This is a genomic window from Pseudoxanthomonas sp. LjRoot143, from assembly GCF_964252945.1.
Taxonomy (GTDB): Bacteria; Pseudomonadota; Gammaproteobacteria; order Xanthomonadales; family Xanthomonadaceae; genus Pseudoxanthomonas_A.
The window spans coordinates 2,408,647-2,421,069 of the sequence record NZ_CAXUPM020000001.1 but is presented as its reverse complement, the minus strand read 5'-3'; the positions used below and the strand labels follow the sequence as shown (position 1 = coordinate 2,421,069).

Here is a 12,423-nt window from a genome sequence, read left to right as displayed (position 1 = left end):
CCGGGGTGTAAAGTATCCCGCAACACATCGGTCTTCCGGCAAGGGTGGTGATGGACATCGGCGCACGCCTGCAACTGGTCCGCAAATCCAAAGGCCTCAGCCAGCGCGAGCTGGCCAAACGCGTGGGCGTCACCAACAGCACCATCTCGCTGATCGAACAGAACAAGGTCAGCCCCTCGGTCAGTTCGCTGAAGAAGGTGCTGGACGGCATCCCGATCTCGCTGGCCGACTTCTTCACCCTCGACCTCGAGAAGGGGCTGCCCGACAGCCCGTTCTACGGCGCCGGCGACCTGCCCGACGTCGGCAGCAACGGCATCCACTATTTCCTGCTGGGCCAGCACCGGCCACAGCGGCAGATGTGCATCCTGCGCGAGGTGATGCCGCCGGGCAGCGACACCGGCGACAGCATGCTGGCGCACGACGGCGAGGAGGGCGGCGTGGTGATCGCCGGTGAAGTCGAGGTCACCGTCGGCGACCAGGTCCGCGTGCTGGTGGCGGGCGAGGGCTACTACTTCGAAAGCCGCATGCCGCACCGCTTCCGCAATGTCGGCGACACCGATGCCGTGATCGTCAGCGCCAATACACCGGCGACGTTCTAGATGATTTGAGCCCCTCTCCCGTCGGGAGAGGGGTTGGGGTGAGGGTCCGGCGAAGCCAGTGCGTTACCGGCATCGTGGACTCCGCCGAACCCTCATCCGGCGCTTCGCGCCACCTTCTCCCGGTGGGAGAAGGGGACAAACCCAACCTGGAGCCCCCATGAGCAATCCCCGTACGCAACAGGACTGGCAGGCGATGGCCGCCGGCTTGTCGATCCGCACGCAGGCGTTTATCGACGGCAAGTACGTGGATGCTGCCGCCGGCAAGACCTTCGACTGCATCAGCCCGATCGACGGGCGCGTGCTGGGACAGGTCGCCGATGGGCAGGAAGAGGACATCAACCGGGCCGTCGCCGCGGCGCGTCGCAGCTTCGATGCCGGCGCCTGGTCGAATGCGCGGCCGACGCACCGCAAGAAGGTGCTGCTGAAGTTCACCCAGCTGATCGAGCGTTATGCGGACGAACTGGCGCTGCTGGAGTCGCTGGACATGGGCAAGCCGGTCAGCGATGCGCGCAACGTGGACATCGCCGCGACGATCCGCTGCATGGGCTGGACCGCCGAAGCGCTGGACAAGGTCTACGGCGAAGTCGCCGCCACCGGTCCGGACGAGCTGGGACTGATCACGCGCGAACCGCTGGGCGTGGTCGGCGCCATCGTGCCGTGGAATTTCCCGCTGCTGATGGCGTCGTGGAAACTGGCGCCGGCGCTGGCGACCGGCAACTCCATCGTGCTGAAGCCCTCGGAGAAATCGCCGCTGACGGCGATCCGGCTGGCTGAAATCGCCATCGAGGCGGGCATCCCGGCCGGCGTGCTGAACGTGGTGCCCGGCTTCGGCAAGACCGCCGGTGAGCCGCTGGCGCTGCACATGGATGTCGATGGACTGGTGTTCACCGGCTCCACCGCGGTCGGCAAGCGCCTGCTGCAGTGCGCGGGCGTGTCGAACATGAAGCGCGCGTACATGGAGTGCGGCGGCAAGAGCCCGAACATCGTCTTTGCCGATGCGCATGATCTCGACGTCGCCGCGAAAGCGGCGGCGGGCGGCATCTTCTACAACCAGGGCGAGGTCTGCACCGCGGCGTCGCGGCTGCTGGTCGAGCGCTCGATCAAGGACGAGTTCGTCGCACGCGTTGTCGAGGCGGGCAAGGCGATGCGGCCGCGCCATCCACTCGATCCCGGCGCGCCGATGGGGGCGATGGTCGATGAAGGGCAGACGCAGCGCGTGCTGGACTACATCGAGAAGGGCAAGGCCGAGGGTGCCCGCCTGGCGCTGGGTGGAACGCGCGCCGAGGTGGAAGCCGGCGGCTGCTACATCGAGCCGACCGTGTTCGACGACGTGGCGCACGAGCACACGATCAGCCGCGAGGAGATCTTCGGCCCGGTGCTGTCGGTGATCGGCTTCGACCGTGAAGAAGAAGCGCTGCGCATGGCCAACGACAGCGAGTACGGTCTCGCCGCTGGCGTGTGGACACGCGACATTAGCCGCGCGCACCGCGTCGCGCGCAAGCTGCGCGCCGGCAGCGTGTGGGTGAACTACTGGGATGGCGGCGACATGACCGCACCGTTCGGCGGCTACAAGCAGTCCGGCAACGGCCGCGACAAGTCGCTGCACGCCTTCGACAAGTACACCGAGATGAAGGCGACCTGGATCAATCTGGGAAGTTGATGATGCTTCCTGTGGGAGCGACGTCAGTCGCGATGCCGATGTCCACCACCTCGGACGGAGGTCGCGACTCACATCGCTCCCACAGCATCCCAGCCTGTTCTGCCAGAATCGCCCCGTCCCATCGACCGGCCCGTCCATGACCGCCACCGCCGTTGCTCCCGCGCCCGCGAACTCCCCCGGCCGCGTGCTGTTCGCCAGCCTGATCGGCACCACCATCGAGTTCTTCGATTTCTACATCTACGCGACGGCGGCGGTGCTGGTGTTCCCGCACCTGTTCTTCCCGCAGAGCGATCCGACCACGGCGACGCTGCAGTCGTTCGCCACCTTCGCACTGGCGTTCATCGCACGACCGGTGGGTTCGGCGTTGTTTGGCCACTTCGGCGATCGCATCGGCCGCAAGGCGACGCTGGTGGCGGCACTGCTGACGATGGGCATCTCCACGGTGCTGATTGGCCTGTTGCCGACCTATGCGCAGGTCGGCGTCGTGGCGCCATTGCTGCTGGCGCTGTGCCGGCTGGGGCAGGGCATCGGCCTGGGCGGCGAGTGGGGCGGGGCCGTGCTGCTGGCGACCGAGAACGCGCCGCCCGGCAAGCGCGCGTGGTACGGCATGTTTCCGCAGTTGGGCGCGCCGCTCGGGTTCCTTTGCTCGACCGGGATCTTCCTCCTGCTGACCGAGGTGATGAGCGATGCGCAGTTCCTCGCCTGGGGCTGGCGCATTCCGTTCGTTGCCAGCGCGGTGCTGGTGTTCGTCGGCCTGTGGGTGCGGCTGAGCATCGCCGAGACGCCGGATTTCCAGAAGACGCTGGACAAGGACGAGCGCGTCAAGGTGCCGATGCTGACGGCCATCCGCGAGCATCCGTTCGCGCTGGTGACCGGCACCTTCGCGCTGGTCGCCACGTTCGTGCTGTTCTATCTGATGACGGTGTTCGCGCTGAGCTGGGGTACGTCGAAGCTCGGCTACACGCGCGAGCATTTCCTGATGCTGCAGATGGTCGGCGTGCTGTTCTTCGCGCTGACCATCCCGGTGTCGGCGCTGTATGCGGACCGCTTCGGGCGGCGCAACGCGATGATCGTCGCGACGCTGCTGATCATCGGTTTCGGTTTCGTGTTCGCGCCGCTGCTGGAATCCGGCAGCGACCTGGGCGTGCTCGCGTTCCTGGCGCTGGGATTGGCCGCGATGGGGCTGACCTACGGTCCGTGCGGCACGATCCTGGCAGAGATGTTTCCCACGGCGGTGCGCTATACCGGCGCGTCGCTGGCATTCAACCTGGCCGGCATCCTCGGTGCGTCGCCCGCACCGTACATCGCGACGCGGTTGGGCGAGCGCTACGGCCTGGCGTCGGTCGGCTGGTATCTGGCGGCGATGGCTGCGATGACGCTGCTGGCGTTGCTGGTCATGCCGCGACGCGGTACGTCCCGTTAACCGAACAGGCGCCTCACGGTGCGGCTGAGCCAGCCGCCCTGCTGGTGTTCGCGCACGAACTGGTTGAGGTGCCGTTTCACCGAGTCCGCATAGGCCTTGTCGTCGTTGCGGATATGGTTGAACAGCCAGCGCGACAGCATGCTGCGCAGATCATCCACGATGTCCTCGCCGGCCTCGAAGCGCATGCGGTATTCGGACACGCGCTTGGTGAAGACCTCATGCACGCGCTTGTGCGCGGCGCTGAACGGATAGCCGGCCTCTTCCATCAGTTCTTCTTCAAAAGCGAAGTGGGAGAGGGTGTAGTCGACCAGCTCGTCGATCACTTCGCCGACGGCGAAGCGCTCCATCGATTTCTGGGTGATGTGCAGATGGTTGATCATCTCCACGATGCGGCGGTGCTGGCCATCGATGATGTCGATGCCCGTATCCATGTCGTCCTGCCAGATCAGCAGTGTCATGTGCGTATCCCCTGCCGGCGGATGCCGGAATGCAGGGGAAATCTAGGTGCGCGCCCGCGTCGCGGCATTGATCGGGATCAATGCTGCGGCAGAGGGTCGCAGGGAGCTGCCGTGATGACAGGTGTGGGAGCGACGTAAGTCGCGAGCTTTTACCTCAGCGACGGCAAAGCTCGCGACTTACGTCGCTCCCACAGGAGAGGGCTTCAGCCGCTCGACACCACCCGGTTCCGCCCACCCGCCTTGGCCAGGTACAGCCGACGATCCGCTTCGCTGATCAGATGGTTGAGGGTCTGGCCTGGAAAGCGCGTACGGAACACGCCGATGCTGACGGTCATGCGCAGCTTGTGGCTGCCGACATCGACCTCCAGCGCCTCGATCGTGGCGCGCAGCGACTCGAAGTAGTCGACGGACTCGCTCTCGCCCAGGTACGGCACCAGCGCGCAGAACTCCTCGCCGCCGAAGCGGGCGATCAGGTCCTGCGAGCCGGCATGGCGCGCGATGGCCTGCGCGACCGCCTTCAGCGCGACGTCGCCGGCCTCATGGCCGTAGCTGTCGTTGATGTGCTTGAAGTGGTCGATGTCGATGATCGCCGCGGTAACGGCCTGCTGGCGTCCCAGGGTGTTGGGCAGCAGCGCGTGGCACTCGGCCAGGAAGTGGCGGCGGTTGGGCAGGCCGGTCAGGAAGTCGCGGGTGGCGAGGTCCTGCAGGGTGCCGATCAGCTCCAGCTGGTCGATGTTCTGCGAGACGCGGCAGAAGAACTCCTCGCGCGAAAAGGGTTTATGCAGGAAGTCGTTGGCGCCGCTCTTCAGGAAGCGAGGTACCAGGCTGCCGTCGCTGGTGCCGGAAATGCCGATGATCGCCAGGTGGTCGCGCGCGTGGCGCGCGCGCAGGCGGCGAGTGAACTCATGGCCCTTCATCCCCGGCATTTCCTGATCGACGATGGCCAGGCGGATGTCGGGGTTCGCGTCCAGCATCGCCAGTCCGGCTTCGCCGTCCGCCGCTTCGACCACGCGGAAACCGTACATCGACAGCAGGGCGGCCGCGTGTTGGCGGGCGGAGCGGGAGTCGTCGACGATCAGCGCGGCGATGCGGCGGTTGCGCTCCAGCCGCTGCACCAGCCAGACCAGATAATCGATGCTGCCCGGGGTGTTCTTCAGTACGTAGTCCACAACCTGCCGGCGCAACACCTGCTCGCGTAGGGTGTCGTCGTAGACGCCGCTGACCACGACGGTCGGTAGTTGGCGCGACAGGAAGAACTCGACGACCTCGTCGTGGCTGCCGTCGGCCAGCACCAGGCTGGTGACCACCATGAACCAGTCGGGATGCTTTTCCAGCGCCGTGCGTGCCTCGCCCAGCGTGGCGGCATAGACCACGGGCAGGTTGAGCTTCTGCTCGATCGCCTCGCCGATCAGGCGCGCGTGCGTGCGCGAGTTCTCCACCACCAGGATGCGCTGGGGGAGAGGCGGGGCGTTGGCGATGGTGGGGGCGACGCGTTGCGGGCTGGACATGCTCGGGGAGGCCGAGGGGGGTTCCTGTCACTTCTATCGGCCGCCATCGCGTGGACTTGAGAGCTCTGTCACGAAACAAGGGCGCCCTTCCGGGGCGCCTACCAGAGCGCGTCGCGCAGCTTGTACCAGGCCATCGCCGCGACCAGGATCGGGGTGCGCAGGGCGCGGCCGCCGGGGAACGGGTGGTGGTGGATCTTGGCAAACAGGTCCAGACGCTCCGATTGGCCGCGGATCGCGTCGGCCATCACCGTGCCCGCCAGTCCCGCGGCGATCAGGCCATGGCCGGAGAAGCCCTGCGCGAAGTACAGGTTGGGCGACAACCGCCCCCAGTGCGGGGCGCGGTTGAGCGAGATGTCGATCATTCCGCCCCACAGGTACTCGATGCCGACATCGCGCAGCTGCGGGAACACCCGGTGCATGCGCCGCGTCATCACGCCGCGCAGGTTGGGCGGGGTCATCGTCGAGTAGCTGGCGCGGCCGCCGAACAGCAGCCGATGGTCGCGGCCGAGACGGAAGTAGTCCAGCGCCCAGTTGGTGTCGGCCACCGCCATGTCGTTGCGGATCAGGTCGCGCGCGCGCTGCTCGCCCAGCGGCGGGGTGGCGGCGATGTAGGTGCCGACGGGCATCATCCGCGACTCCAGCTCCGGCGCGATGCCGCGCAGCAAGGCATTGCCGGCCAGGATCGCGGTGTCGCAGACGACTTCGCCCTGTGCGGTCTTCAGTACGGGACGCGCGCCGCGTACCAGTTCGGTCACGCGGGAGCTTTCGAAGATGCGGACGCCCGCCTCCAGCGCGGCGCGCCCGAGGCCGAGCGCGTAGGCCAGCGGATGCAGGTGGCCGCTGACAGGGTCGTACATCGCGCCCAGGTAGCGGTCGCTGGCGAGTTCGGCGCGCAGGCGCTCGCGATTCCACCACTGCACTGGATGTCCGTAGCGCGTGTTGAAATCCTCGACGGCGTGTTCGACGTCGCGCTGCTGCCGTGGCTTGATCGGCACGGTGGCATGGCCGTCGCGCCAGTCGCAGGCGATGCCGTGCCGGTCGATCCGGCCGCGCAGCCAGTGCAGGCCGTCCACCGACAGGTCGAACATCTTCTTCGCGTCGTCGAAGCCCACCAGCGCTTCCAGCTTGGCTTCGCCGCAGCCGAAGCCGGCGATGGCCTGGCCGCCGTTGCGACCCGACGCGCCCCAGCCGATGCGCTCGGCCTCCAGCACGACGACCCTGTAGCCGGCTTCGGCCAGTTCCAGCGCTGCCGACAGGCCGGTGTAGCCTGCGCCGAGGATGCAGACATCGGCGTCGATCCGGCCTTCCAGCGGGGGCTGGGCGGGCAGGGGCGTGGTGCTGGCGGCGTACCAGCTGTCGGGGTAGGTGCGCGGGGAGGGCGGCGACGTCATCTGAAAACTGCCCCGCTTACACCGACCGCAGGTACCACGCGTACTCCAGATCGGTCACCTCGGTGTAGAAGCTGTGCATCTCCTTGAGCTTCTGCTGGCCATAGATGTGCTGGAACGACGTGCCGAACTGTTCGCGGATGAACTCGCTGCCCATGAAGGATCCAATCGCCTCGCGCCAGAACGGCGTGCGGATCTCGGTCTGGTCGTAGGCGTTACCGGTGATCGGCGGGCCGGGGTCGAAGCCCTGCTCGATGCCATGCAGCATCCCGGCCAGCACGGCGGCGGTGACCAGATAGATGTTGGCGTCTGCGCCGGCGATGCGGTGCTCGATGCGCGTGTTGGCCTCGTCGCTGTGCGGAATGCGCATGGCGACGGTACGGTTGTTGTAGCCCCACACGTCGTTGAGCGGTACGAATGCGTTCAAAACGAAGCGCCGGTAGCTGTTGGCGTGCGGCGCGAACAGCAGCAGGCAATCCTGGTCGCTGCGCTGCAGACCGCCGATGGCATGCTTCAGCGCATCCGCCGGTGCGGACGGCGGTGAGGCGAAGATGTTGCGCCCGTCGGCATCCAGCACGCTGGCGTGGATATGCATGCCGCTGCCGGCCTGTTCGGCGAACGGCTTGGCCATGAAACTGGCCATCAGGCCCTGCTGCTGCGCGACCGCCTTGATCGCGCGCTTCAGGTAGATGGCGTCGTCGCAGGCGAGCAGGGCGTCGTCGCGGTGCTTGAGGTTGATCTCGAACTGGCCCGGCGCGTATTCCGCCACGGCCGTGTCGGCGGGGATGCGTTGCGCGCGGCAGGCGGCGGCCACGCCATCGGTGAAGCCGCGATAGTCGTTGAGGTCTTCCATGTAGTAGACCTGCGTACTGGTGTTGCGCTGTCCGGTGACCGGATTGATCGAGGTGCGCGGGCGCCCGGCGTCGTCCATGCGCTGGTCGAACAGGTAGAACTCCAGCTCCACCGCGACCACCGGCTTCAGGCCGCGCGCGGCGTATCGCGCCAGCACGCGCTTGAGCACTTCGCGCGGGTTGGCGTCGAACATGCCGCCTTGCGCGTCCTCCATGCTCAGCAGCAGCTGTGCGGCGGGGCGCGGCGACCAGGGCACCGGCCGCAACGAGCCTGGCACCGGACGGCAGATGCGGTCCTCGTCGCCGATGTCGTAGCCCAGCCCGGTTTCTTCCACGGTGTTGCCGGTGATGTCGGTCGCGATCAGCGACATCGGCAGACAGACGCCGTCGCGGTAGACCTTCTCCAGCGCGTCGCGGGTGACGCGCTTGCCGCGCAGCAGTCCGTTCATGTCCGGCAGCAGCAGATCGATCTGCTCGCAATCGGGAAGTGCAGCCAGCGTGGCGGCATCGTCATCGGGCAGGGAAGGCGCAGCGGAATCGGGGCGCATGGTGGTCATCCAGGAGGCTGCGGGGCAGCTTAGCAGAGCAGTCGATGCGTCAAGAATACTCAACGGAAGGATTTCCGTAACTGGCAGAATTGCCCGTATTTGGTGCCGCGGCGCACCATATCAGCGCTGAAAACGTCATTCGAAGGCGTCGTGTTGTAAAAATAAAACGGCCGGGTTAACGTGCCTGCAAGCCATTTCGGGCTTCCTGCATGACCCCGCTGCCGCGGGTCGGTCTGCCGACCGACCACAAGCAAATCGGTGCGCATCCCTTCCTTGCCGTTGGCGAGAAGTACGTGCGCGCGGTGGTCGACGGGGCGGGCTGCCTGCCGCTGCTGATCCCGACGCTGGATCCGGTGTTGCCGTTGCGGCAGGTGCTCGATGGCCTGGACGGGCTGTTGCTGACCGGTGCGGTCAGCAACATCGAGCCGCACCACTACAGCGACGAGTCCAGCTACGAAGGCAACCTGCTGGATCCGCGCCGCGACGCCACCAACCTGCCGCTGATCCCGCTCGCCATCGAGATGGGGGTGCCGGTGCTGGCGATCTGCCGTGGCTTCCAGGAGGTCAACGTGGCGTTCGGGGGCAGCCTGTACCAGAAGGTGCACGAGCAGCCCGGTTTCATGGACCACCGCGAGAACAAGGACGATCCGCTCGACGTGCAGTACGGGCCCGCGCATGACATCGCACTGGTGCAGGGCGGCGTGCTGGCCACGCTGGTCGGTGATACGCAGGCCACCGTCAATTCGCTGCATGGGCAAGGCGTACGCCGGCTGGGCGACGGCCTGGTGGTCGAGGCACAGGCACCGGACGGTCTGATCGAAGCGTTCCGCCACGACGGTGCCGCCTTCATGCTGGCCGTGCAGTGGCATCCGGAATGGAAGGTCGTCGAGAACCCGTTCTACCTGGCGATCTTCCAGGCGTTCGGCAACGCGTGCCGTGCCCGTGCGGCACGGCGTGGAGTTGCCGCATGAAGCGGCGGCATCCCCCGCCATGGGAGGGCGGGCGCTGACGCGCCCGTGCCGCATGCGACCGGCGCAGTGCGCCGGCCTTTCCCTCCCAGGACCGTCCTTCCATGAGCCAGAAACAATCCCAGCGAAAAAAGAGCAAGACCGACACCGCCGAGCAGTCCGAGAGCTCACTACGGCGCTGGCTGAAGGAGCGCAGCATCACCGAGGTCGAATGCCTGGTGCCGGATATCACCGGCAATGCGCGCGGCAAGATCATCCCGGCCGACAAGTTCAGCCACGACTACGGCACGCGTCTGCCGGAGGGCATCTTCGCCACCACCGTCACCGGCGATTATCCGGACGACTACTACGAACTGACATCGCCGTCGGATTCGGACATGTTCCTGCGACCGGACCCCGACACGGTGCGGATGGTGCCGTGGGCCGCCGATGCGACCGCGCAGGTCATCCACGACTGCTACACGAAGGACGGCAAGCCGCACGAGCTGGCACCGCGCAACGTGTTGCGCCGCGTGCTGGCCGCGTACGAGAAGGAGGGCCTGCGCCCGGTCGTCGCGCCGGAGCTTGAATTCTTCCTGGTGCAGAAGAACACCGACCCGGATTTCCCGCTGCTGCCGCCTGCCGGCCGTTCCGGTCGGCCCGAAACGGCGCGGCAGTCGTACTCGATCGACGCGGTCAACGAGTTCGATCCGATCCTCGACCTGATGTACGACTACTGCGAGGCGATGGAGCTGGACGTGGACACGCTGATCCACGAATCCGGCGCGGCGCAGCTTGAAGTCAACTTCACCCACGACGATGCGCTGTCGCGCGCCGACCAGGTGTTCCTGTTCAAGCGCACGATGCGCGAGGCCGCCCTGCGCCACGGGGTGTACGCCACGTTCCTGGCCAAGCCGATGGAGAACGAGCCGGGCAGTGCGATGCATATCCACCAGAGCCTGCTGGACATCAGGACCGGCCGCAACGTATTCACCGGCAAGAGCGAGGGCAAGGGCAGCAAGCTATTCGGGCACTACCTGGCCGGTCTGCAGAAGTACGTGCCGATGGCGATGGCGTTCTTCGGCCCGAACGTCAATTCCTACCGACGGCTGGCACTGGGCCAGGTGGCGCCGATCAACGTGCAGTGGGGCTACGACAACCGCACCTGCGGCCTGCGCGTGCCGATGGATACGCCGGAGAACATGCGCGTGGAGAGCCGCTTCGCCGGCTCCGACGCCAATCCCTACCTCGCCATGGCCGGCACGCTGGCCTGCGGCCTGCTTGGCATCCGCGAGCAGCTCAAGCCGACCGAGCCGCTGGCAAGCAGCGCGCAGGACATCGGTTTCGAACTGCCGCGCTCGCTGGGCGAGGCGCTGGACGAACTGGAAGGCAGCAAGGCGCTGCAGGAACTGATGGGCGCACGCTTCGTTCGCGCCTACGTGTCGGTCAAGCGCAAGGAATACGAGACCTTCTTCCGCGTGATCAGTTCGTGGGAGCGGGAATTCCTGCTGTTGAACGTCTGATAGATGACCTTTCCCAGATTCTTCCTGTGGGAGCGACGTGAGTCGCGATGAAGCTCTACCGGTAGCCCATCGCGACTCACGTCGCTCCCACAACCGATCCTGATGTGGAGCTTCACATGACCCAACTCGACACCCGCACCCTGCAGAAGCTCGACGCCGAGCACCACCTGCATCCGTTCAACGACAACGCCGCGCTGGCGAAGAAGGGCACGCGCATCCTGACCAAGGGTGAGGGCTGCTATGTCTGGGATGCCGACGGCAACCAACTGCTCGACGCGTTCGCCGGCCTGTGGTGCGTCAACATCGGCTACGGCCGCAAGGAGCTGGGCGAGGCCGCGTCGAAGCAGATGACGCAGCTGGCCTACTACAACAGCTTCTTCCAGTGCACGACCGAGCCGACTATCGCGCTCGCGGCCAAGCTGGCCGAACTCGCGCCCGGCGACCTCAACCATTCGTTCTTCGTCAATTCCGGTTCGGAAGCCAACGACACCATCCTGCGCATGGTCCGCCACTTCTGGGCGGTGCAGGACCAGCCGCAGAAGAACATCTTCATCGGCCGCCACGACGGCTACCACGGCACCACGATGGCCGGCGCCAGCCTGGGCGGCATGAAGGGCATGCACAAGCAGGGCGGCCTGCCGATCCCGGACATCCACCACATCGATCCGCCGTTCTGGTTCGCCGATGGCGGCGACCTGTCCGAGGACGAGTACGGCCTGGTCGCGGCGCGCCGGCTGGAGCAGAAGATCCTCGAACTGGGGCCGGACCGCGTGGCGGCCTTCATTGCTGAGCCGATCATGGGTGCCATCGGCGTCTACATCCCGCCGATGACCTACTGGCCGGAGATCGAGCGGATCTGCAGGAAGTACGACGTGCTGCTGGTGGCCGACGAGGTCATCTGCGGCTTCGGCCGCACCGGCGAGTGGTTCGGCTCGCAGTACTTCGGCTTCCAGCCGGACATCATGCCGGTCGCCAAGGGCATCACGTCGGGTTACATCCCGCTGGGTGCGGCGATGTTCAACGACCGCGTGGCCAAGGTGCTGAAGGAGCAGGGCGGCGAACTCGCCCACGGCGCGACGTATTCCGGCCATCCCGTCTGCGCGGCCGTGGCGCTGGAGAACATCCGCATCCTGCAGGACGAGAAGATCGTCGAGACAGCCAAGAACGAGATCGCGCCGTACCTGGCGCAGCGCTGGGCCGAGCTCGGCGAACACCGCCTGGTCGGGCAGGCGCGCATCGCCGGCATGGTCGGTGCGCTGGAACTGGTGCCGGACAAGGGCAAGCGCGCGTTCTTCCCCGAGCGCGGCACCGTGGGGCCGCGCTGCCGCGACCACGCGCTGAAGCACGGGCTGATCCTGCGCGCGACCTGGGACGCCATGCTGCTGTCGCCGCCGTTGATCATCACCCGTGCGCAGGTCGACGAACTGTTCGACAAGACGTGGAAAGCGCTCAACGACACCGCGGCGGATCTGGGCATGTAACGGCGCCGGACCGACCGTGCGCTGCGTCACAGCGTCG

At 66.6% G+C, this 12,423-nt stretch carries 10 protein-coding genes; 6 read left to right on the top strand and 4 right to left on the bottom strand.

The genetic code is table 11. The features are described 5' to 3' along the window. The first annotated feature begins 50 nt into the window (after positions 1–50). The 3 genes from ACSQ1W_RS11665 (at position 51) to ACSQ1W_RS11655 (ending at position 3,682) form a co-directional block, all read left to right on the top strand. Positions 51–599, top strand: coding sequence for a cupin domain-containing protein (locus ACSQ1W_RS11665; RefSeq protein ID WP_436043663.1), 549 nt, complete (start codon positions 51–53; stop codon positions 597–599). 157 nt (positions 600–756) lie between these two features. Continuing rightward, positions 757–2,259: an aldehyde dehydrogenase gene (locus tag ACSQ1W_RS11660; RefSeq protein ID WP_436043661.1), complete on the top strand. Its 1,503-nt coding sequence runs from the start codon at positions 757–759 to the stop codon at positions 2,257–2,259. Between the two features lie 136 nt (positions 2,260–2,395). Next, the gene (locus ACSQ1W_RS11655) at positions 2,396–3,682 is read left to right on the top strand and encodes an MFS transporter (RefSeq protein ID WP_436043659.1); all 1,287 of its coding nucleotides are present in this window, start codon (positions 2,396–2,398) and stop codon (positions 3,680–3,682) included. On the opposite strand, the gene ACSQ1W_RS11650 is transcribed toward ACSQ1W_RS11655, so the two are convergent. The 4 genes from ACSQ1W_RS11650 to ACSQ1W_RS11635 all read right to left on the bottom strand — a co-directional run bounded on the left by ACSQ1W_RS11650 (position 3,679) and on the right by ACSQ1W_RS11635 (position 8,435). Next, on the bottom strand, positions 3,679–4,140 hold the full coding sequence (locus ACSQ1W_RS11650) for a bacteriohemerythrin (RefSeq protein WP_192271788.1): 462 nt from the start codon (positions 4,138–4,140) through the stop codon (positions 3,679–3,681). The two genes, ACSQ1W_RS11655 and ACSQ1W_RS11650, sit on opposite strands and share 4 nt — an antisense overlap. 203 nt (positions 4,141–4,343) lie before the next feature. Further along, complete coding sequence (locus ACSQ1W_RS11645) at positions 4,344–5,648, bottom strand: diguanylate cyclase (RefSeq protein ID WP_436043657.1); 1,305 nt, start codon at positions 5,646–5,648, stop codon at positions 4,344–4,346. Positions 5,649–5,746: 98 nt separating this feature from the next. Continuing rightward, positions 5,747–7,039 carry an NAD(P)/FAD-dependent oxidoreductase gene (locus ACSQ1W_RS11640; protein WP_436043655.1) on the bottom strand — a complete coding sequence of 431 codons (1,293 nt, stop codon included), beginning with the start codon at positions 7,037–7,039 and terminating at the stop codon, positions 5,747–5,749. 16 nt (positions 7,040–7,055) lie between these two features. Beyond that, positions 7,056–8,435, bottom strand: a complete 1,380-nt coding sequence (locus ACSQ1W_RS11635; RefSeq protein ID WP_436043653.1) for a glutamine synthetase family protein — start codon at positions 8,433–8,435, stop codon at positions 7,056–7,058. Between the two features lie 209 nt (positions 8,436–8,644). On the opposite strand from ACSQ1W_RS11635, the gene ACSQ1W_RS11630 reads away from it, so the two are divergent. The 3 genes from ACSQ1W_RS11630 to ACSQ1W_RS11620 all read left to right on the top strand — a co-directional run bounded on the left by ACSQ1W_RS11630 (position 8,645) and on the right by ACSQ1W_RS11620 (position 12,386). Next, entirely contained in the window at positions 8,645–9,406 is a 762-nt protein-coding gene (locus ACSQ1W_RS11630) for a gamma-glutamyl-gamma-aminobutyrate hydrolase family protein (RefSeq protein ID WP_436043652.1), read from the top strand. Positions 9,407–9,507: 101 nt separating this feature from the next. Continuing rightward, positions 9,508–10,905 carry a glutamine synthetase family protein gene (locus tag ACSQ1W_RS11625; protein ID WP_436043650.1) on the top strand — a complete coding sequence of 466 codons (1,398 nt, stop codon included), beginning with the start codon at positions 9,508–9,510 and terminating at the stop codon, positions 10,903–10,905. A gap of 116 nt (positions 10,906–11,021) precedes the next feature. After that, on the top strand, positions 11,022–12,386 hold the full coding sequence (locus ACSQ1W_RS11620) for an aspartate aminotransferase family protein (RefSeq protein WP_436043648.1): 1,365 nt from the start codon (positions 11,022–11,024) through the stop codon (positions 12,384–12,386). The last annotated feature ends 37 nt before the right edge of the window (positions 12,387–12,423 follow it).

Excerpts from the sequence above, each read along its gene's own strand:
- ACSQ1W_RS11620 (WP_436043648.1), top strand. The coding sequence starts at position 11,022 with ATGACCCAACTCGACACCCGCACCCTGCAGAAGCTCGACGCCGAGCAC.
- ACSQ1W_RS11625 (WP_436043650.1), top strand. The coding sequence starts at position 9,508 with ATGAGCCAGAAACAATCCCAGCGAAAAAAGAGCAAGACCGACACCGCC.
- ACSQ1W_RS11650 (WP_192271788.1), bottom strand. The coding sequence starts at position 4,140 with ATGACACTGCTGATCTGGCAGGACGACATGGATACGGGCATCGACATC.
- ACSQ1W_RS11655 (WP_436043659.1), top strand. The coding sequence starts at position 2,396 with ATGACCGCCACCGCCGTTGCTCCCGCGCCCGCGAACTCCCCCGGCCGC.
- ACSQ1W_RS11635 (WP_436043653.1), bottom strand. The coding sequence starts at position 8,435 with ATGCGCCCCGATTCCGCTGCGCCTTCCCTGCCCGATGACGATGCCGCC.
- ACSQ1W_RS11640 (WP_436043655.1), bottom strand. The coding sequence starts at position 7,039 with ATGACGTCGCCGCCCTCCCCGCGCACCTACCCCGACAGCTGGTACGCC.
- ACSQ1W_RS11645 (WP_436043657.1), bottom strand. The coding sequence starts at position 5,648 with ATGTCCAGCCCGCAACGCGTCGCCCCCACCATCGCCAACGCCCCGCCT.
- ACSQ1W_RS11660 (WP_436043661.1), top strand. The coding sequence starts at position 757 with ATGAGCAATCCCCGTACGCAACAGGACTGGCAGGCGATGGCCGCCGGC.
- ACSQ1W_RS11665 (WP_436043663.1), top strand. The coding sequence starts at position 51 with ATGGACATCGGCGCACGCCTGCAACTGGTCCGCAAATCCAAAGGCCTC.
- ACSQ1W_RS11630 (WP_436043652.1), top strand. The coding sequence starts at position 8,645 with ATGACCCCGCTGCCGCGGGTCGGTCTGCCGACCGACCACAAGCAAATC.